Source organism: Nocardia sp. 2TAF39 (genome assembly GCF_052114905.1).
GTDB lineage: Bacteria > Actinomycetota > Actinomycetes > Mycobacteriales > Mycobacteriaceae > Nocardia.
The window spans coordinates 90,042-110,505 of sequence record NZ_JBFRFQ010000036.1; the positions used below are offsets into that span (position 1 = coordinate 90,042).

At 68.0% G+C, this 20,464-nt stretch carries 19 protein-coding genes; 11 read left to right on the forward strand and 8 right to left on the reverse strand.

Annotated elements, in window-relative coordinates; translation table 11 throughout:
* Positions 1-104: 104 nt before the first annotated feature.
* The 3 genes from AB4Z47_RS21435 to serS all read right to left on the reverse strand — a co-directional run bounded on the left by AB4Z47_RS21435 (position 105) and on the right by serS (position 4,905).
* Positions 105-1,436: a DMT family transporter gene (locus AB4Z47_RS21435; protein ID WP_441953080.1), complete on the reverse strand. Its 1,332-nt coding sequence runs from the start codon at positions 1,434-1,436 to the stop codon at positions 105-107.
* A gap of 244 nt (positions 1,437-1,680) precedes the next feature.
* Entirely contained in the window at positions 1,681-3,468 is a 1,788-nt protein-coding gene (locus tag AB4Z47_RS21440; protein WP_441953081.1) for a putative bifunctional diguanylate cyclase/phosphodiesterase, read from the reverse strand.
* Between the two features lie 174 nt (positions 3,469-3,642).
* Positions 3,643-4,905 (reverse strand): serine--tRNA ligase, encoded by a 1,263-nt coding sequence (gene serS / locus AB4Z47_RS21445; protein WP_441953082.1) that lies wholly within the window; start codon positions 4,903-4,905, stop codon positions 3,643-3,645.
* 92 nt (positions 4,906-4,997) lie between these two features.
* Here serS and AB4Z47_RS21450 point away from each other — a divergent pair, with 92 nt between their 5' ends.
* From AB4Z47_RS21450 to AB4Z47_RS21475, 6 genes are all read left to right on the forward strand, one after another.
* Entirely contained in the window at positions 4,998-6,704 is a 1,707-nt protein-coding gene (locus tag AB4Z47_RS21450) for an aldehyde dehydrogenase family protein (RefSeq protein WP_441953083.1), read from the forward strand.
* Positions 6,705-6,778: 74 nt separating this feature from the next.
* On the forward strand, positions 6,779-7,900 hold the full coding sequence (locus AB4Z47_RS21455) for a septum formation family protein (protein WP_441953084.1): 1,122 nt from the start codon (positions 6,779-6,781) through the stop codon (positions 7,898-7,900).
* 10 nt (positions 7,901-7,910) lie between these two features.
* A complete protein-coding gene (locus tag AB4Z47_RS21460) occupies positions 7,911-8,261 on the forward strand; it encodes a metallopeptidase family protein (RefSeq protein WP_441953085.1) in 351 nt (116 codons plus the stop codon).
* A 164-nt stretch (positions 8,262-8,425) separates the two neighbouring features.
* Positions 8,426-8,737, forward strand: coding sequence for a PE domain-containing protein (locus AB4Z47_RS21465; protein WP_327111376.1), 312 nt, complete (start codon positions 8,426-8,428; stop codon positions 8,735-8,737).
* 53 nt (positions 8,738-8,790) lie between these two features.
* Positions 8,791-9,960 (forward strand): PPE family protein, encoded by a 1,170-nt coding sequence (locus AB4Z47_RS21470; RefSeq protein ID WP_441953086.1) that lies wholly within the window; start codon positions 8,791-8,793, stop codon positions 9,958-9,960.
* On the forward strand, positions 9,957-10,784 hold the full coding sequence (locus AB4Z47_RS21475) for an ESX secretion-associated protein EspG (RefSeq protein ID WP_441953087.1): 828 nt from the start codon (positions 9,957-9,959) through the stop codon (positions 10,782-10,784). Before AB4Z47_RS21470 ends, AB4Z47_RS21475 begins: the two co-directional genes overlap by 4 nt.
* Positions 10,785-11,011: 227 nt before the next feature.
* Here the strand turns inward: AB4Z47_RS21475 and AB4Z47_RS21480 are convergent, their stop codons facing one another.
* The 4 genes from AB4Z47_RS21480 to AB4Z47_RS21495 form a co-directional block, all read right to left on the reverse strand.
* Positions 11,012-11,998, reverse strand: coding sequence for an MASE1 domain-containing protein (locus AB4Z47_RS21480; protein ID WP_441953088.1), 987 nt, complete (start codon positions 11,996-11,998; stop codon positions 11,012-11,014).
* A gap of 129 nt (positions 11,999-12,127) precedes the next feature.
* The gene (locus AB4Z47_RS21485) at positions 12,128-12,793 is read right to left on the reverse strand and encodes a histidine phosphatase family protein (protein WP_441953089.1); all 666 of its coding nucleotides are present in this window, start codon (positions 12,791-12,793) and stop codon (positions 12,128-12,130) included.
* The gene (pheA, locus tag AB4Z47_RS21490; protein ID WP_441953090.1) at positions 12,790-13,704 is read right to left on the reverse strand and encodes a prephenate dehydratase; all 915 of its coding nucleotides are present in this window, start codon (positions 13,702-13,704) and stop codon (positions 12,790-12,792) included. Before pheA ends, AB4Z47_RS21485 begins: the two co-directional genes overlap by 4 nt.
* Before the next feature lie 93 nt (positions 13,705-13,797).
* A complete protein-coding gene (locus AB4Z47_RS21495) occupies positions 13,798-14,214 on the reverse strand; it encodes a hypothetical protein (protein ID WP_441953091.1) in 417 nt (138 codons plus the stop codon).
* A 154-nt stretch (positions 14,215-14,368) separates the two neighbouring features.
* On the opposite strand from AB4Z47_RS21495, the gene AB4Z47_RS21500 reads away from it, so the two are divergent.
* The 5 genes from AB4Z47_RS21500 (at position 14,369) to AB4Z47_RS21520 (ending at position 18,768) form a co-directional block, all read left to right on the forward strand.
* Positions 14,369-15,136: a DUF2470 domain-containing protein gene (locus tag AB4Z47_RS21500; protein WP_441953092.1), complete on the forward strand. Its 768-nt coding sequence runs from the start codon at positions 14,369-14,371 to the stop codon at positions 15,134-15,136.
* Positions 15,137-15,301: 165 nt separating this feature from the next.
* On the forward strand, positions 15,302-16,096 hold the full coding sequence (locus AB4Z47_RS21505; protein ID WP_441953093.1) for a CPBP family intramembrane glutamic endopeptidase: 795 nt from the start codon (positions 15,302-15,304) through the stop codon (positions 16,094-16,096).
* 122 nt (positions 16,097-16,218) lie between these two features.
* The gene (locus tag AB4Z47_RS21510) at positions 16,219-17,589 is read left to right on the forward strand and encodes an LCP family glycopolymer transferase (protein WP_441953094.1); all 1,371 of its coding nucleotides are present in this window, start codon (positions 16,219-16,221) and stop codon (positions 17,587-17,589) included.
* A gap of 10 nt (positions 17,590-17,599) precedes the next feature.
* On the forward strand, positions 17,600-18,148 hold the full coding sequence (locus tag AB4Z47_RS21515) for a ferritin (protein ID WP_441953095.1): 549 nt from the start codon (positions 17,600-17,602) through the stop codon (positions 18,146-18,148).
* Positions 18,149-18,219: 71 nt separating this feature from the next.
* On the forward strand, positions 18,220-18,768 hold the full coding sequence (locus AB4Z47_RS21520; protein ID WP_441953096.1) for a ferritin: 549 nt from the start codon (positions 18,220-18,222) through the stop codon (positions 18,766-18,768).
* A gap of 213 nt (positions 18,769-18,981) precedes the next feature.
* On the opposite strand, the gene AB4Z47_RS21525 is transcribed toward AB4Z47_RS21520, so the two are convergent.
* A complete protein-coding gene (locus tag AB4Z47_RS21525) occupies positions 18,982-19,902 on the reverse strand; it encodes a DUF5926 family protein (RefSeq protein WP_441953097.1) in 921 nt (306 codons plus the stop codon).
* Between the last annotated feature and the right edge of the window lie 562 nt (positions 19,903-20,464).

Genomic DNA, 20,464 nt, shown 5'->3' on the forward strand with positions numbered 1-20,464 from the left:
CCGCCAGTTCCTCCGCGCAACGCCTGCTCGCCGTCCCTGCCGCGCAGCCACCCGGCCTTCCACAACGGCATGACCGCCGGCGCGGCGACCACGGCACCACCGACTCAGGACTTCGACCGAGTGGCGATGCCGACCGCGACGAGCGTCAGCACGCAGCCGACGATCGCGGTGGCCGACAGGCCCGCGCTGGTCGGGGTGAGGACGTCGAGGACGAGTGAAGCCATCAGCTGTCCCGCCACCGAGGTGAGGCCGAGGAGCAGGACGCCGATCCAGCGGACGGTCCACGCGGCAAGGGCGATGAAGGCGACGCCGATCAACCCGCCGAGATAGAGCCATGGTTCGGTGGGGAATTCGGCTGGACCGCTAGCGGTCGAGACCACTGCGGCCTCGATGACGAGCAGGGCGAGCAGGCCTACGCAAAAGTTGACGATGGTCGCCGAGAACGGCCCACCGACCGCACCCACCTTGCCGTTCACCGCCTGCTGCCAGGCCAGGCCGATCCCCGCGAGCGCGGGCAGCACGACCAGCAGCGCGGTTGGTGCGCCGCGCAGCGCATCCGGGACCGAGAGGCCACCGGTGGCTCTGGTGTGGCCGAATTCGGCCACCAGCACTGCTAGCACGCCGAGCGCCGCGCCGCCCAGGCGCAACGCCGTGATCGGCGTGCGGCCGCCCGGGCCGAGTCCGAGCCTGTCGACCACCAGGCTGCTGAGCAACTGTCCCGCGACGGTCGCCACAGTGAACGCCGTGACGCCGATGGCCACGACGGTGAGACCCTGGCACGCGACGAAGAACGCGCCACACAAACCGCCGAGCAGCTGCCACGGCCGCAGCACGCCGTCGGACAACGCCCGCCGCACCCGCCGCGCGCCGTCGCGCAGCCGCCCATTGAATGCGAAGGCCACCGCGAGCACCAAGAGCCCGGTGCCGAAACTGATGGTGGCGGCGGCAATCCCGTCGTGCAGCCGCGCACCGAGCGCACCATTGATCCGCCCCTGCACCGCGACACCGGCGCCGATACCGAACCCGAAGAGCACTCCGAGTCTCACCTGCGCGGTCATGCCCCGCACGCTACCGGGCGGATCCCCCTCGACGCGTGGCATACGGCTGCGGCAAAACGCGACTAGCGCCTCGAACGTACCGGAGGCCAAGGCGCCCGAGGTGCCCCACAGCACGAATCCAGCGGCGAAACCCGCGAAGGTAGGCGTGACGGTCCGCAGTGTGAAGCCCGCGGTCAGCAGCACACCGCTCAGTACGAGCAGCGCACACCGCGAAACCATGTCGGCCCACGCCCCGGAGGGCACCTCGAGCAGGAACGACGTCGTAGACCACATCGCGAACAGCAGTGAAATCTGCCCCGTGCTCATCCCATGGTCGGCGAATAGCAGGGCATACAGTGCGTAGAGCGGAATCAATTCACCGATGCCTTTGAAGAGCACCGCCCGAACCGTCAGCGAGCGCAGGCTGACGGGCTGCGAGGTGGGGCGCTACCCGTCGACCGGGCGCGCAGCGATTTGGCGAATCAACAGCCGTAGACGAGCAAACGCATGTCGTCATGCATGTACGCCGTCGCAACACGGCGTCAACAGAATTAACTCGCCGCGTCAACAGGATCGGCCACACGACACCAAAGGGATCAAGGCACCCGCGTCGAATGAATCAGCCACACGAGCGCCAACGGAATCAAGGCATCGGCACCCAGCCGTTGGCGTGGATCGAGTCGCCGTCGCCGAGTTCTCGGTCCGCGACGCCGGGGCCGACCCGGCCCTGGTGCTCGTTGAGGTCGCTGATCAGCTCGGACACCGGATGCGAGTCGCTGTAGTGGTAGCCCTGGGCGAGCGCGAAACCCAGCTCGGTGAGCACCGCGGCCTGGTATTCGGTTTCCACGCCCTCGGCGATCACCTGCAGGTCGAGCGCGCTGGACAGGGCGGCGATCACGCCGAGCAGTGGCGGCGCGGGCGAGTCCGAGCGGATCGCGGCGACGAAGGACTGGTCGACCTTGAGGATGTCGCTGGGCAGGGTCGCCAGCCTGCTCAGCGAGGAGTACCCGGTACCGAAGTCGTCGATGGCGATGCGCACGCCCCGCTCACGCAAAGTATGCAGATTCGCGATCGCGGTCTGGGATTCGGCGGCCAGCTCGCTCTCGGTCACCTCGAGCACCAGCTGATCGGCGGGCCAGCCGGTACCGGCGAGGATGCTCGCCACCCGGTCGGCGTAATCGGACTCGGCCAGCTCGAGCCCGCTGACATTCACGTTCAACGTCAGGTCGAGCTGGGCGAAGGTCTCCTGCAGCCGCGCCGCGTCCGCGCATGCCCTGCGCAGCACCAGTTCGTCCAGATCGGCGATCAGGTCGTACTCCTCGGCGACGCGGATCAGACCCTCGGTGGTGACGTCCGGCTGCGCACTGGAGGACCAGCGCAGCAGCGCCTCGACGCCGACCGCCTTGCCGCCGCCCTCGGTCAGGCTGACGATCGGCTGGTAGTGCACGTCGAGCGCGCCTCGGTCGATCGCCTCGCGCAGTTCCACCGCCAGCGGCAGCTGCCGGGAAGATTCGAGCACCGTCCGGTTGCGACCCGCCTGCTTGGCCCGGTACAGGCCGACGTCCGCCCGGCTGACCAGCAGCGATCCGGACTCTCCCGGCTGCCAGGAGGTCACGCCTGCCGAACACCCGGTGGTCACCGCCGCGCGGAGCTGTTCGGTGAGCAAGATCGCGGCCTGCTCGGTGGTGCTCGGCAGCAGCAGCGCGAACGCGTCGCCACCGTAGCGGGCCAGTCGCTGATCCGGGGCGAGCAGTTTGGACCAGGTGTCGGCGACCCGCTGCAGGACCGCGTCGCCCGCACGGTGACCGAGATGATCGTTGATCTTCTGGAAGCGGTCCAGGTCGACCAGCACGAGCGCCAGGCCGTGCCCGTTCCGAGTGGCCTGCTCGATCGCGGTGTTCAGTGCCCGATCGAAGCCGCGACGGTTGAGCAGGCCGGTGAGCACGTCGATGTCGGCCTCCGACGCCATTCTGGTCAGCACACCGACGACCACGCCGACGCCGACGGTCACCCCCGCCGGTATCAGGCCCGACCACCATGGCAGCGCGGGGGTCACCGGCCGCGCGGGCAGCACCCACAGACACAGGACGAGCGCGAAAGCGATGTGGGCCGCCGCCTGGGACCAGGCGAAGAACAGCGCGGCATCGCATGCGATGAACACGTAGAACGCGGCGAGGCTGATGGCGCCCACCGTGTTCGGGAACGAATGCACCGCGATCGTCACCAGCACCGTCGCGATGGCGACGTAGACGTGGTGGATCGTATGGGGCAGCCGTGGCCCCCATGCGAGCAGCGTGAGACCGAGCACCAGCGCTACCGCTGCCGCCCCACCAACCAGCGCCCGATTACCCTCGTCGCCAGGGGCGATTCCGGTAATCAGCAGACCCAGAATCCCACCCATGACGTAGAACGCCCCGGTAGTCCGAGCCATGACCATAGCTGTCGCCAGCGCAGACGCGGCCCGTACCCGAGTTCGGGTATCGCCGCGAGACCCGATTCCTCGCACAGGGAATAGCCTAGACACAACGGATCTCGGCGGTTGCCACATCCCGGGAATCCGGTGCGGCGAACCGGTGGCTATTCACTTGAAGATCATTGCGCGCGCCTAGTTCGGCGGTCGCAACACGTCGGTGCCGACGAACGGAACCAGTGCCGCCGGAACACGCACCGAGCCGTCGGCTTGCTGATGATTCTCCAGTATCGCCACGATCCAGCGAGTCGTCGCCAAAGTACCGTTCAAAGTGGCTGCGATCTGCGGCTTTCCGTTCTCATCGCGGTAGCGGACGGCGAGACGACGGGCCTGGAAGGTGGTGCAGTTGGAGGTCGAGGTGAGTTCCCGGTAGGTCTGCTGAGTGGGCACCCATGCCTCGCAGTCGAACTTGCGCGCGGCCGAGCTGCCCAGATCACCGGCGGCGACGTCGATCACCCGATATGGCACCTCGACGGCCGCGAGCATGTCCCGCTCCCACTCGAGCAGCCGCTGGTGCTCGGCGTCGGCCTCCTCCGGAGTGGTGAAGACGAACATCTCCACCTTGTCGAACTGGTGCACGCGGATGATGCCGCGGGTGTCTTTGCCGTAGCTGCCCGCCTCCCTGCGGAAACACGACGACCAGCCCGCATACCGCTTGGCCCCGCCGCTCAAGTCGAGGATCTCGTCCGCGTGGTAGCCGGCCAGCGGCACCTCCGAGGTACCGACGAGGTAGAGGTCCTCGTCCTCGAGGTGGTACACCTCTGCCGAATGCTTGCCGAGGAACCCCGTGCCCGCCATGATCTCCGGACGAACCAGCACCGGCGGGATCATCATGGTGAAGCCGTTGGTCACGGCTTTCTGCGCGGCCAGCTGCAGCAGACCCAGTTGCAGCAGCGCGCCATAGCCGGTGAGGAAGTAGAACCGCGCGCCCGAGACCTTCGCGCCGCGCTCCATGTCGATCAGGCCGAGCGACTCGCCGAGCTCCAGATGGTCCTTCGGCTCGAAGTCGAACCCCCTTGGCGTACCGACGGTTTCGAGCACGACGTAGTCGTCCTCGCCGCCCGCGGGCGCACCCTCCTGCACCACATTCGAGATGGCGCGGTGCGCGGCGTCCAGGTCGGCGTTGGCGGCGTGCTGCGCGACCTCGGCCTCCTTGACCTTGACCGACATCTCCTGCGCCTGCGCGAGGAGCGCGGACCGCTCCTCCTTGCTCGCCTTACCGATCAGCTTGCCCATCACCTTGTGCTCGGCACGCAGGTTGTCCGCGGTGGCCACCGCGGCACGTCGCGCCGCGTCCGCCTCGAGCAGGGCGTCGACGAGGGCGGGGTCTTCGCCGCGGGCGCGCTGCGAGGCACGGACCGCGTCGGGGTTGTCCCGCAGGAATCGGAGGTCGATCATGGGCCATCAGCCTAGTGGTCGCCGTGTTGCCTTTTCACGCCGATATCCCAGGATGTGAGCCAACGGCCCAGGATCGCGCGCATAGTTGGGTTGTGGGTACCCCTTTCGACGAGACAGCCATCGACAACGCGCTGGCCGACCTCTGCGCGGGCGAGAAGGCATGGGCCGCGACCTCGCTGCGCCGTCGCCGCGAACTGCTCGACGAGATCCATGCCCGAACCGGACGCTTCGCCGAGGACTGGGTACGGGCGGCACGCACCATCAAGGGACTGGACGAGGACTCGCCGCTGGTCGGCGAGGAGTGGATGTCCGGACCGCTCGCCCTGTTGCAGGCCACCGCCGCGCTCTCGGCGAGCCTCTCCACGCTGGAGACCGGATACAGCCCGCTGACCGGCATCGCACTGCGGGAAGCGCCGGGCGGACGGATCGCGGTGCCGATCCTTCCGCGGGGCGTGTACGACCGGCTCCTGCTCAACGGCTTCCGCGGCGAGGTGTGGCTGCGTCCCGGCGTCGACGCGGAGACCGCGCGCAAACAGGCCGGGCTCGCCCAGCTCGATCCCACCACGACCGGCGGCATCGGCGCCGTCCTCGGCGCGGGCAACATCACCTCTATCGCGCCGCTCGACGCGCTCTACGAGTTGTACGCGCACAACCGGGTGGTCGCGCTGAAGCTGAACCCGATCACCGACCCGCTGTACACGGTGTTCGAGATGGTGTTCGCGCCGCTGCTCGAGCTGGGCGTGCTGCGGATTCTCACCGGGGGCGCGGCGGAGGGCAGCTACCTGGTACACCACGACGACGTCGCGCACGTGCACATGACCGGGAGCGCGCACACGCACGACGCGATCGTGTGGGGCCCGGGCCTGGAGGGGCTGGAGCGCAAGAAGGAGCACCGGCCGCTGCTGGACAAACCGATCACCAGCGAGCTGGGCGGCGTCTCACCGACCATCGTGGTGCCCGGCGACTGGTCCGACGCCGATCTGCGCTACCAAGCCCAGCATGTGGCGACCCACCGGCTGCACAACGGCGGCTACAACTGCGTCGCCGCGCAGGCGATCGTGCTCGGCGCGGACTGGGATCGCAAGGACAAATTCCTCGCCGAGCTGCGTGCCGCGATCGAGCGGGCGCCGCAGCGTGCCGCGTACTACCCGGGCAGCGATGGGCGTGTCGCGGACGCGCTTGCGTCCTATCCGGATGCCGAGCGCCTCGGCCCCGGCGCGGGCCGGGTCCTGGTCGAGCAGCTGCCGCGCACCGACACGCCGCTGCTGCGTACCGAATACTTCTCGCCCGTGCTCGGCGTGGTCGAACTGCCTTACGCGGGCGGTGAGTTCCTGCACCGTGCGGTGGAGTTCGCGAACACCGAGCTGACCGGAACGCTCGGCGCGAACGTCATCGCCCATCCGGCGACCATCCGCAGGCTCGGCATCGGCTTCGACCGCGCGATCGAGCGGCTGCGCTACGGCGCGATCGCGGTGAACACCTGGACCGGGCTTGCCTTCCTCGCGCCGCGCGCGGCATGGGGCGCCTTCCCCGGGCACACCCTGGACGACGTGCAGAGCGGAATCGGCATGGTGCACAACGCTTTTCTCCTGAACGACGTGGAGCGCACGGTGGTGCGCGGTCCATTCCGGCCCGTGCCGCGCTCGCTGTTGCACGGCGAGCCCGCCCTCTCGCCGAAGCCGCCGTGGTTCGTCGACAACGCCACCGCCGCGACGACCGGACGGAGGCTGACCGAGTTTTACGCGAGCGCCAACCCGGCCAGGCTGCCCGGGATCTTCCTTTCGGCGTTGCGCGGCTGACCCGACGCGCGGGGCTCGTGTCGATCAGGCCAGGTCGTAGCACCGCGGCGCAGACACTGCCATGATGGATCGCGATGTCACCCGCACATGTGCCCCCGCAGAAGCTCAGGCGCGGCGCGTCGACGCGCGCCGACGAGGTTCGCCGATTGTTCGATTCCGCGAAGGCCGCGGTGTCCGACGGCGACCTGCATCTGTCCGCGCCGACCCTGCGCTGGGGTCTGTTCGCGGTGGCCGGCGGCGCGGTTCTGGCTGCCCTGGTGACGCTGTTCGTGACCGGCTTCGACAACGAGGGCCTGGAGGCGCACAACCCGGGCTCGCCCGCGCAGACCGTGCTGGACAAGGAGTTCGGCACCGCCGCGACGGGCGACTGCCTGAGCTGGACCAGGAGTGATCGGTCCGACCTGGTCAAGGTGAACTGCTCGAGCAAGCACATGTTCGAGGTCGCGGCCGATATCGACATGAGCAGGTATCCGGGCAAGGAGTTCGGCCCCGGCTCGCGGTTCCCGGACTCACTGCGGCTCACCGAACTGAAGGAGGAGCACTGCGTTCCGGCGGTGCAGGAGTACATGTCCGGGCACTTCGATCCGCGCGGCAAATACATCGTCGGCCTGATGTATCCCAGCCCGGACGGCTGGCAGCACGGTGACCGCACGCTGCGCTGCGGACTGCAGGTAGCGGCCAGCGCGGGCACGCCACCTTCGGTCGGCCGCGCCGCCGAGCACGACCAGTCCAAGGTGTACGAGCCGGGCATGTGCCTCGGCATCAACCAGAACCTGCCGACCGATCCGGTGGATTGCGCACAGCCTCACGCCGTGGAGATCGTCTCCACCATCGACCTGGGCACGCGTTTCAACGGCGGACCGCCGCCGAAGGAGGAGCAGGACAAACTCGTCGAGGAGGAGTGCGCGCGGACCTCGACCGACTATCTCGGCGGCCCGGACGTGATCCGCAACAAGACGCTGACTCTGTTCTTCGACTACATCGACGCCCGCAGCTGGATGGCGGGCAGCCGCAAGCTGGATTGCATGCTCGGCAAGGGGGCCGATCGGGAAGGCTTCGCGCCGATCACCGGTTCGGCCAAGGGGGACATCCTGATCAACGGCCAGGCACCGGTGCCGCCGCCGAACAGCGGGCGCTCGACCCCCGCGCCGCTGCCCGGCGCAGCCCCGCTGCCGCCGCAGTCCAAGCCGAGGTAGACCGGCGCCGATGCCCGTCTCGATGTCCGCGGACCGGTTCGAGGAACTGGTCGGTGACGCGCTCGATCTCATCCCGCCTGAGTTGACCCGTGCGATCGACAACGTGGTCGTGCTGATCGAACCGCGCGATCCGGAGGATCCACACCTACTCGGGCTCTATCACGGCATCGCGCTCACCGAACGCGACAGCCATTACGGCGGAACGCTTCCGGACACCGTCACGATCTACCGCGCGGCCATTCTCGACATCTGCGCCGACGAATCGGAGGTGGTGCGACAGGTGGCGATCACTGTGATCCATGAAATCGCACACTATTTCGGGATTGACGAAGACCGTCTGCATGAGCTGGGATGGGGCTAGTCTTGACCGAGCTGAATGGCGTACCCGGAACGATGGGTGTGTAATCGGCAGGGAGACCGGAAAGTAGGGGATTCGATGGAACCGATCGCGTTGCTGTCGCGTCCTATCACTCGTAGGGGGAATTCTCGTGGTTCCGCCCCATAACCACTAGAAGGAGTCGAGTCATGGTCGGACACGTACTGATCGCACCCGAAGCCATTCTCGCCGCCGCGGCCGAACTCGACCTCGTTGCCGAGCGACTGGCCGCCGCAGCAGCGATAACCGCGCCCGCGACGCACGTGCTGCCCTCTGGCGCGGAGGAAGTCTCGTTCCTCGGCGCCGGTCATTTCAACCAAGGGGCGATGTCCCACGATCGTGCTGTCGCGCAGGCCATTCTGGAATGCCACCACGCCGCCGCAACGCTGCGCATGCAGTTGGCCCAGCACATCGCCGGAGATGTGGTGCGGGCCACAGGCATCAACGCCATCCAGGTGTAGTTCCGACACCGAGACCACCCGTCAGCAGCATCTAGTCAGGGGAGAAGACAAACATGGTTGCAGGAGTCACCGGGGTGATCTGGGCCGCCCGACCGTCGGAGATCAATTCGGCCACCCTTCACGCGGGCGCGCACGCGATTCCGATCTCGGCGGCCGCCACCGCCTGGGGCGGTCTCACCGCCGCCTGGGTCGACGCGACAACGACTGTCGCCAGGGTGATGGCCGAACTCGGAGTCGGCATGCAGGGCATCAACGGTATCGCCGCCCTGAGCAGGCTCACAGGTTTCCTCGGCTGGTCCGAACAGCAGGGCGTCCAAGCGGCCGCGATGGGTGCGAAGGCTGCGGGGAACGTCATCGCATACACCGTCGCCGCGTTGGCTATGCCGAGCCCGCCGGAGATCGCGGCCGTCAACACCGCCCTGGCCGCCTCCGCGAACCCGCCGGGGGTGTTGACCGGCGCCTTCGAAGCCGCGGAGGTCGCCAGGAACCTCATGGACATCCGTGCCGCGCTGGTCATGGAGACCTACGAGGCCGCGACAAGCGCCATGCTCGCGACCCCCGCCGAGTTCCTGATGCCGCCACCGATCGCCAGCGGCGCCGGAACGGCCAGCCCCGGGCAAGCGGCAGACGCGGCGTTCGAGGTCCCGGCCGATCCGATCCAGACCGCCGTTGCCGCCACGCAGGCGTTCTTGAGCAACCCCGGCGTGGCGAGCGCTGCCACACAGGCCGCCCAGGCTGTCGGTTCGATCGCCACCACCGGTGTTTCGACCGTCGGAAATGTCGCGGGCAGCGCGATCGCCGCGGCCACCAACACCGCGCCCGCCATGGTCGGCATCGCTCCGATGGCCATGGGCGCCGGTGTGGCTACCGCCGGTAGCGCCGCCGCGACCCGCGCCGTGTCGTTCTCCGGCACCGGATCCCCGGCGGGCATGAACAATGGCTCCCTCAAGCTCCCGGAAGGCTGGGGCACGAACGGCACGATCGGTGGCGGCTCCCCAGCGCAGGAGTCCGTCGCGGTCAACCGGGTCGACGCGGCGCCGGTCCGGTCGGCGAATACGGGCAACGGCAACCCCCTGCTGGGGAACCAGGCCCGCAGCGCCGAGGACGAGGAGACCGAGCACAGCGGCCGGGACTACCTGCGGTCGACCGAGCACTTCAACGACGGTCGGTTTGCCGCCGATGGGGTCATCGGCGGTGGTGACTTCAGCGGGACGGCTAGGTGACCGTACTCGGTGCGGGCCATGGCCCATCGACGCTCGAGGCGGTCGTCCTGTCCCTCGACGAGATGCAGTTTCTCCTGGAGAAGCTGGAGATCGAGGTCCCGGTCGTGTTGAACGCGAGGGGACGCTACGACAACGTGACCAACCACAGGGCGGCGATGGACGCGGCCGCCGAGTCCCTCACCCAGCGGGAGCTACTCATCGATGATGTGGTGCACCTCGATCTGGAGGACCGGCTGCGCGCACTGAACCGGCCGCACTGGATCATCCCGCTGCGGTTGATTGTCGATGGGTACGTCAGTCGCTTCTGTCTGGCGAAGAGCGTCGACCTCTCGGTTGTCGCTCTTCGCGGACAGGACTCCTACGTCATCGACGAGGCGGGGATCGATCTGCCTGGCACAGTTCTTGCGGCACTCGGCTACGCCGAACCACTCGAGCTCTACGGCATGAACGCTCCGACCGGCCAGCTCGCCACGATCTTCGGAGACACCGGTGACGCCGCGGCCACCGCGGAACGACTGACGAAGGTCGGCAACCCTGCGCACGATGCGAGAACCCTGGCCGCCGCCCTGGTCGAGATCCACTCGTATGCCGAGATCGTCGGCGTGGTGTACGGCGACGGCACCCGGGATGTGACCGACAACCACATCGCCGTATTCAACACGCGCGCAGGACGATTCATCGCGACCGCAAGCAAGTCCGACGACGGCGTCAAGTGGACCTCACTCAGCAGCGGAACCACCGCACGACTGCGCACGGCGATACAGGATCTGATCGACTCACTGCCGGAACGCGAAGACTTCCCGAGGAACCCGAAGCTTTCCTGAACACGCGGTGTCCTGACACTGCGACGGCACTCGGTAAGTGCATGGCTCCTGCGCCGATAAAGCGGTAACAGGCCTGGTGCTGGCGGCGCCGTCGCCAGCACGACCGTGGTCGGCAGCCTGGGAGTGGGGTGGGCAGCTGGACACCGACAATGTGTCCTGACAGCACGGTACTGGCGCCCCCCATGGGCCCCATCTCGATCGGCGACCAGCTGTATTCCGGGCGCGGATCACTGGATGGGTGACTTGACCCGGTTCAGGATGTCAGTGAGGCCCTCCAGTGGGCGGCCCCGATTCAGGATGATTGCCGCGTGGGCGAGCTGCGCGCAGGCCTCATCTAGAGCTGCCCTGGCGCGGTCGCGCTGCGCCGTGATCGTCGCGTGCAGCAGGGCAGTGAGGGCGACGGACCCGTTGAATGCCTGCAGCGTGATCATCTTGGCCGTGAGGTCGAGGCCGATGAATGTGGAGAAGTTCCGAGAAGCGGCGAAGATGACGACGACCGACCCGACCAGGGCGCACGGCAGCGCGCCGGACAGGTGAAAGCGCAGTGCCGCCCAGATCAGGAACGGGAAGATCATGAACAGCAGGTGTGCCGACTGGAGCGTGGCCACCAGAACGACGACAAACGTGCCGAGAATCAGTGTCACGGCCTCGAGTACCCGCAACGGGCTGACCCGGGTGGGTATTCGCCAGGACCAGGCGACGAGGATGAGCGGGGTGACCAGGAGCACACCCATCGCGTCACCGGTCCACCACACCGACCAGGCCCCCCAGAACTCGTGTGCGGGGGTGGCGCCGGCGACGACGCGGGTCAGGCTGCCAACGGTGGCGCTGATCAGCATTCCGACCATGGCACCCAGGAAGACCAGCGCCAGCACGTCGGCGACCCTGTCGAAATTCCGGCGGAATCCCATCCGCTCGAGCAGCAGATACGCGGCGACTGGTGCCAGTGTGTTCCCGGCGGCGATTATCAGTACGGCGAGCGCCGTCGGTCCGAGCAGGATGTTCACCGCGAAAGCGCCGAGGGCAATGCCCGGCCAGATCCGCAATCCCAGCAGCAGCAGGCACGCAACGCCGACCCCGGTCGGGGGCCAGAGTGGGGTGACCTGGTTGCCCACCAGCGCCAGTCGCAGCCCGATCTGAGCAGCCACGAAGTAAGCGCCGGCGGTGAAAATGATCCACAGTGCCGCAACGGCATATCTGCGGGAACGGCCCACTAGCCGAGCATAGATCCGTTTCGTACGTGGCGGGAGGGCGCACCGATCGGTGGATTCCCGTCCGCGGCGGACTGCCGACCGGGCCCGGGTGCGGGCCACCGGCCGTCGCACTACCGGTGGGCGTTCGGCCTAACCCATCGGGTCGTCGGAAGTCGGCGCGACGTCGTAACCGAACGGTGGGGTGAACCGGCCCCAACGAATACACTCCCACCCACCGTCGGGCATCGAGACCAGCTCGATGGTTTCGGTGTTGTCCAGATGGTTGTTCGTCGTGAATGGTGGTTGCACACCGGCGAGCGTGCGGCCGACGAGTCGCATGGCGGCGCCGTGGCTGACCAGCAGCACATCGCCATCGCCCGATTCGGGCGCCAGATAGGTCTCCCGCAGCTGCACGATCGCGGGCAAAAACCGGTCCAGGACATCCTGGCCGGATTCCCCTCCTGGCACGCGCTGGGTGAGGTCGCCGTTGTGCCAGGCACGGTAAATTCGCTGAAAGGTCCGGTGCGCCTCTTCGCTGTGCTGTCCTTCCAGCTCACCGGCCTGCACCTCGTGCAAACCGTCGAGCACGGTGGCGGGCACACCGGTCGCCGCCTCGATGTAGTTCGCCGTCTGCCGTGCACGCAACGCCGCCGAGCTGAACAGAACTTTCGGCGGATCGAGCAGCCCCTCGCCGAACGTCTTCGCCTGTGCGGCACCGCGTTCGGTGAGCGGCAAGCCCGGCACCCTGGTGTCGAGCAGCTTGGCGACATTCCCTTCGGTCTCTCCGTGCCGGACCAGGATCAACCTTCCGCTCACAGGTCCGCCACCCCTTTTCTCAGCTGAACCAACCACTCCGCCGCCGCTTCGTCCGATGGCGGTGGCATGCCGGACGCCGAGGTCGCCGCCCAGGATCCGAGGAAGCGGATCCGCGCGGTGCGGTGCAACGCCTTGAGCGCCTCGGCCACCGCCGTGTCGTCGATATGTCCGACGCAGTCGAGATAGAAACGGTAGGTGCCCATGCCGGTTCGGGTCGGACGGGACTCGATCCTGGTCAGATCGATACCGCGCGTGGCGAACTCGGCGAACGCGCGCATCAGCGAACCGGGCTCGTTCGGCAGCTCGAGCACGATCGAGGTGCGGTCCGTTCCGGTGGCGTGCGGCGCCACCCTGGGTCGGGTGCACAGGACGAAACGTGTGATCGCCTGCTCGTGGTCGGCGACACCGGAGGCCAGCGCGACCAGCCCGAGTCGTTCCCCCGCCAGCGCCGTCGAGACGGCGGCGTCCGCAATGCCCGCCACTACATCTTCCGCGGCCGCGGCATTGGATGCCGACGTGTACAACCGGGCGTGCGGCAGGTGCTGTGAAACCCACAACCGCACCTGGGCGGCGGCCACGGGATACGCGGCGAGCGTGCGCACGTCCCGCATGGTCGTCCCCGGCTTCCCGAGAATCGTGAAGCTCACCTCTAGCTCGGTTTCGGCGACGATCTGGAGGCGCGGGCCGATCGCCAGGGAGTCGAGTGTTGCCGAGATCGAGCCCTCGACCGAGCTCTCGATCGGCACCACCGCCCCCTCGACGTCGCCGGAGCGGATCAGGTCCAACGCGGCGCCTTGACTGGGCGCGGCGACCCGCTCGACGGGCCCGTCGAAGGCCCCCGAGGATTCGAGTTCGGCGAGGGCCATCTCGGTGAAGGTTCCGGACGGCCCGAAGTACGCGATTCGCGGCACGGTTACGACAGTACTTGCGTGTTCGCCCGGCCTTCGCGGATTGCGCCGAGCATGCCACACGCGACGGGTGTACAGCGGCCGTAATTCTTCGGCTCAGCTGCCGGTCAGCACGCTCAACGCGCTGGTGACCCGGTCGACGGCCTCGGTTTCGATGGCGAGCAGGACCGATCGAACGGCCTCGACCGCAGGCGGTCTCAGCGCGGTGAGGAAAGCGACATCGGGGTTGCTCAGTGCGGCGCGGATGTCGTCGCCGCACAGCGCTGCGGCCGTCGCGGCGACAATGGCCAGCGCTCGTTCGCCGGACGAAGTGCGTGCCACGAAACCGCTATCGGCGTGCGCCACACCTGCGAGGAAATCGGCGATCTCAGCGTCCGGCGCGTCCAGTCCGAGGATCGGCGCGACCGCGCCTGCGCCGACGTCGCACACCAAATCGTCGACCAGGCTGCGCCGGGCGGGCACCGACAACGTCACCAGCACCGGTTCCCCGGCCGCTTCCGTCCGCTCTGCCACGTCCTCACGGTAACAACCCGTCGAGGCGGCTCGAACGCAGGCGATCCGCAGGGCCTGCGGTAGTTCGCTCCATGGAACGCTTGCGAAATTCCACGTCCCTCACTTAGCTTAGGGTAACCTAATCATGCTGAGCGCCCGACTACCGGAGGTTTGTATGCCGCGTCCGACCCCGACTGTCGCCCCTTCCACCGCCGAGCGGGTGCGTAGCGCTTGCGCGCATGCCGAGCATGCGGTGTTGGCCATGCCGGGCACCGACACGACGCCCACCTCCGTGCACCACGTGCGTCAGTGCGGTGACGCAGTGATCGCGGTGCCGACCACCTCGGTCGCGGCGTTCCTGGCGGGCAATTCGGGCGACAGCGGAGCACCCGCGGTGCTCGAGCTGACCGACCACGCACCGCTGCCGCTACGCGAACCGGTGCGCGCACTGGTCTGGTTGCGCGGCTGGGTACGCGCGGTGCCCGCGCGGGCGCAACGCGCCTTGGCCGGCGAAGTGGCCAGGGAGAACCCGCATCCCGGCCTGCTCGACATCGGCCACGGCGCAACCCTGCTGCGACTGGTGATCGGCTCCGCGGTGGTGGCCGACTCGACGGGTGCGGAATCGGTGAGCAGCGACGAGCTACGGCAGGCCCAACCGGATCCGTTCTGCGCCATGGAATCCGCCTGGCTGCAGCACATGGACGCCGACCACGCCGACGTCCTCGCCCAGCTGTCCCGGCACCTGCCGCCCAGCCTCCAGCGCGGCATCGTGCACCCGCTCGCCATCGACCGCTACGGCCTCACCCTGCGCGTCGAAGGACTCGACGGCGACCACGACTTCCGCCTGCCGTTCAGCGCACCGGCCGACGACATCGAGGCGCTCAGCCGTGCCGTGCGGACCCTGGCCGGCTGCCCGTTCCTCAACGGCCTGCGCCGCATCTGATTTCGCGGTCCACGGAGCCGGCCGCAACCAGCGCCGGACCATGGCCGCGGTTCTGTCGACCAGCCCCCTCGGGACCCGGGTTCGCGCGCGCACCGATCCCGATCGGAGGAATTCCGACGCTGACGCGCCGCGCACCCCGCGGTCCGCGCGCAATAGATTCGACGCATGCGTGCGAAGTCCGGTGCCGAGTGGGACGAGACCGAGCCGACGGATCGGGAGCGGCTCGGGATCAAACTCGAGATCCTCGTGGTGTTGCTCGTCACATTCGGCCTCAGCGGGCTGAACGCGGCCCTCGCGCTGGTGGACAGTGCGCTCGCACCAGGCGGGGTCCGCGGACGGACCGTCGCGCTGAATCCGTCGCGATCCACCCAGTCCACGATCGATCTGCTCTTCCAGCTGCTCAGCGTGCTGCGCCTGGCCGGGTGGGCGGCGCTCGGCCTGTATCTGCTGTGGCGCGGCGGCATGGGACCGCGACTGATCGGCCTGGCGAACCGGATCCGGTGGCGCGCGGATGTACTGCCTGGCATGGTGCTCGCCGCGAGCATCGGGTTGCCAGGGCTCGCGCTGTATCTCGTCGCGCACGCCTTGGGCTTCAGCGTGACGATCGTGCCCGCCTCGCTCGGCGACTACTGGTGGCGTTTGCCCGCGCTGATCCTGTCGGCCTGCGCAAACGCGGTGGCCGAGGAGGTCGTCGTGGTGGCGTTTCTGATCACCCGGCTGCGCAGGCTCGGCTGGTCGGCCAACTCCGCGCTGCTGGCCTCGGCCCTGCTGCGTGGCAGCTACCACCTGTACCAGGGTCTAGGCGGCGGGCTCGGAAATCTGGTGATGGGATTCATCTTCGGACGATACTGGCAGCGCACGAACCGGCTGTGGCCGCTGGTGCTCGCGCACGCGACCATCGACACGATCGCCTACCTCGGCTATACAGTTCTGCGCGGCCATGTTTCGTGGCTTCCGTGACGCAACTGTTTCCTCCGGCGCGCTAACGGCTGGGTTTCCCCCGCGAATTACGGAGGACAGCGTCCACCTCGGTGCCGACACACGCGGCACCCGGAGCCCGCCCGATAAGTAGAGTCTCAGTGATGAACGGCGACGACCCCCAGCGCAACGCGCGGATGCGCCGGGTGCCGCCGCCCGGCCGGCCAGGCGAGCCCCGGATGCGGCGCGCCGCGCCGGCGGCGGGTGATCCGCAACCACCGCGCATCGAGCCCACCCAGGTGCTGCGGCGCGACGGCGCAGCTGGTCCGTATCCGCCGCCACTCGCCTATTCGCAGGTCCCGCCGGCGCCGGTGCCGCCGCGCAAACCCTCGCACGGACGCACGCATGCGCCGACCCAGCGCCCGGTCCCGCACCACGAAGGCCCACCGCACGCCCCCACCCAGCGCCCAGTCCGGTACGGCGAGGGACCGCCACACGCACCTACGCAGCAGCCGCGTCCGTACCACGAAGGTCCACCGCCACCGCCACGGCCGCCACACGGCGAGCGGCCGCCGCGAGCGCCCCGACCCCGCCGCAAGCGCCACCCCTTCCGCTGGTTCCTGGTGTTGCTGCTGGTCCTGGTACTCGCCGCCGTCGGAGCCGTGATCCAGCTGGACCGCTCGCTGAACCGGATCCCCGCCCTGGCGAACTACGCCGACCGAGTCGGAAACACGCCCGGCACGAATTGGCTGCTGGTCGGTTCCGACGGACGCGGCGGCCTGAGCCCTGAGCAGGAGCAGGAGCTCGCCACCGGCGGCGAGGTCGGGCCAGAGCGCACCGACACGATCATGCTGGTACATGTTTCCGAATCGGGTAAGACCACCCTGGTCAGCCTGCCGCGCGACTCCTACGTGAGCATCCCCGGCCAAGGCAAGGACAAGCTCAACGCCGCATTCGCCCTCGGCGGCCCGGCGCTGCTCGTGCAAACCGTGGAGATCGCCACCGGCGTGCGCGTCGACCATTACGCGCAGATCGGCTTCGGCGGCTTCGCCAGCGTGGTCGATACGCTCGGCGGCATCGACGTGTGCGTCCCGAAGCCCATCGACGACCCGCTCGCAGGCATCGACCTGCAGGCGGGCTGCCAGCGGCTGGACGGCCCCCAGGCACTGGGCTTCGTGCGCAGCCGCGCCACCGCCCTCGCCGACCTGGACCGGATGAACAACCAGCGGATCTTCATGGCCGCCCTCCTGAAGAAGGCGACCAGCGGTGCCACCCTTGCCAACCCGTTCAAGCTCTGGCCGCTGGCCACCGACACGGCAAAGTCGCTGAAGGTCGACGACGGCGACCACATCTGGGACCTGGCGAGGCTCGGCTGGGCGCTGAAGGGCGAAACGGTCGCGACGGCGGTGCCGGTCGGCGGATTCGCCGACACCGATAGCGGCAACGTGCTGCTGTGGGACAAGAACAAGGCGAGCCGGTTCTTCGAGGCGCTCGCCAAGGACCAGCCCGTGCCGGAGGATCTGCTGACCAGGTAGCGTCGATGACATGCCGGACACCGATGTCGCTGAGTCCTTCCCCGACTTGCTGCGCGCACAGATCCGTCACGGGTTCACCGCCGCTCAGCAGTATCTCGCCGCCGCCGTGTACTTCGACGCGAAACGGTTGCCGCAGTTGGCCGGACACGGCTACGGCCGGTCGCGGGAGCAGTACGCGCACGCCCTGCGGATGGTGCAATACCTCCTCGACCGTGACCTCTATGTGCAGATCGGCGGATTGGACGAGATCCGCTCGACCTTCGAAGACCCGCGCGCCGCAATAGCTTTCCTGCTGGAGATCGAACAGACCCACAGCGCACAGATCAGCGACCTGGCCCGCGCGGCGCGCGTGTCCGGTGACTATCTCGGCGAGCGATTCATCCAGTGGTTCCTCGAAGAACAGGTGCGGAACGTAGCCAGAACGACCACGCTGCTGACTGTCATCGATCGTGCCGCGGGTCAGTTGTTCGACGTCGAGGAGTTCGTCGCCCGCGAGCTTCGGGCGCAGCAACCCTTCGACGGCACGGCGCCGAAAATGGCAGGGGCAGCGAAGAATTAATTAGGCAACACTAGCCTCAATAAGGTTGCACTTGGATGACATGCCGCGTGACCAGAGCTAATGTCGCTGCTATGTCCAGCCATCCGGAATCCCCCCGCAGCAAATTTCATGGCCTGCTGCACGACCAGATCCGGCACGAATTCAATGCCGAACATCAATACATTGCGATCGCGGTGTGGTTCGATAACGCGGATCTGCCCCAGTTGGCCAAGCGTTTCTACGCGCAAGCGGTCGAAGAACGCAACCATGCGATGATGATCGTGCAGTACTTCCTCGATCGGGATATCAGTATCGAGCTTTCCGGCGTCGATGCCGCCAAATCCCACTTCGAGACTGCCCGCGAACCGATCGCGCTGGCCCTCGCCCAGGAGAAAACAGTCACCGACCAGATCATCCAGCTGGCGAGCACGGCCCGGGAAGAGGGCGACTACCTCGGCGAACAGTTCATGCAGTGGTTCCTGAAGGAGCAGGTCGAAGAGGTCGCCAATATGACGACCCTGCTCACCATCGCCGATCGCGCGGGGTCGAACCTGTTCGACCTCGAGGAATTCATCGCCAGGGAAATGAGCGGCCCCAGCGATACGTCCGGTGCCCCTTCGGCGGCGGGCGGCAGCGTCTGACGACGTTTTCCGAAAAGCAACAGGCCCAGCTCTTCACGAGGAGCTGGGCCTGTCGCCGTGTTATAGGAATGCCCTACTGAACGCTCGCCGAATCGAGCAGCGCGTCCATGGCTTCACCACTTTTCGAATCGGTTCGGAGAGACTGCCCTTACCTCCCACCGGCGTTCGATGGCATCGAAAACCCGACAAAATTTCGGGCGACAATTTCCCGGCTCAGCGCAGGGTGATCTGACGAGACCGCAGGCCGTCGCGCGAACGCCGCTCGTCGGCCGTCAGCGGAGCATCGGTGGCCAGTGCCTCCGCCAGCCGGGCGCCGAACTCGACGGCAGGCTTCACCCACTCGTCGGCATGCCGCTCACGATCCAGGTCGAACACCGGCACCAGCACGCCGTGCGTGCGGAACGAGCCCGCGAACCGCGAGCCGTCACCGAGGTGCAGACCACCCGACGCGTGCAGACGGGCCAAGGCCTGCATCAGGTCGTCCTCATCCTCCGGCCGGACCCAGCGGATGTGGGCCTTCTCGCCCGCGTCCACCCACCAGGCCGCGCCGACCGCGTCCACGTCCAGCCCGAGCCGCGCCGACGGCATGATCGCCTGTTTGGCCTGCTCGATGGTCGCCGCGACCTGCGGGTCGGGATCGACGCCCTCGGGCACCCACCAGTCGAAGTCTTGGTGCACAGTGAGATCCAGCCCCACGCCGGGCTCGATCACGTCGGCCAACCTCGGGCCGCCCGCCACGCTCTCCACGGAGGTCAACGAGTCGCCGGGCTCGGCCGACTGCGTCCACAGGATCGCCGCGGCGAGATCAGCGGCCGGATCGGCGCCCTGAAACTGCACCTGCGCGCCGACGTAGCCGCTCGGCTGATCATCGGCCCGCACCAGCGCGGCCACCGCGCCGGGCAGCACCGTGGCGAGCACGACCGGGCGCTCGGCCGCAACCTCGGGCGACAGCGTCAGCTGAGCGGTCGCCGACGGAACGAACTCGCGCAGCGCGACGAGATCGCACTCCGCGGCCAAGCCCTCGAACGGACGCGTGACGGCCTGCGCCGCCTGCTCCAGCGCCGCCCGCCGCTCCGCGAGACGCTGCGCCCGGCTCCCGCCGGGCTTAGGACTGTTGCGCTTGCTCTTACCCACGAGGGGTCAACCTACAGGGTGAGATGTCGAATTGGCAGCGCTGTGTTTTCGGCCGCGCGGGCGCGGCGTGTTCGCGGCCCCTTKGTGGCTCGCGTCCGAGCGACCGCCGCTGGCGACTTCGTCGCGGACGCGTCGGCCGCTCGGACGCGAGCCGGGCCGCGAACAGGGGAATGCTAGGTCTCGCTTCGCTCGGAAGTGTGGGTTGGGCCGATGTGGTGGGTTTGGGGGCAACTGCGGCATCGAGCGTTCGCGACATTTGAAATGCACGGCGGACGAATGGTTGTCGCTGGCGACTTCGTCGCGGACRCGTCGGCCAACTGGACACGAGCGGGGTCACCAACAAGCAATACACAGTCCCGGCCCACACAAAACAGCAATCACCCAGGCGCCTGCGTTGAACCGCGACCGCGGCAGACCGTTTGCGACTGGCTCGAATGAACAGAGGACAAGCAGTTGTCGCTCGCAAGTTCATCACGGACACGTCGGCCAMCYRGACACGAGCGGGGKCACCAACAAGCAATACACAGTCCCGGCCCACACAAAACAGCAATCACCCAGGTGC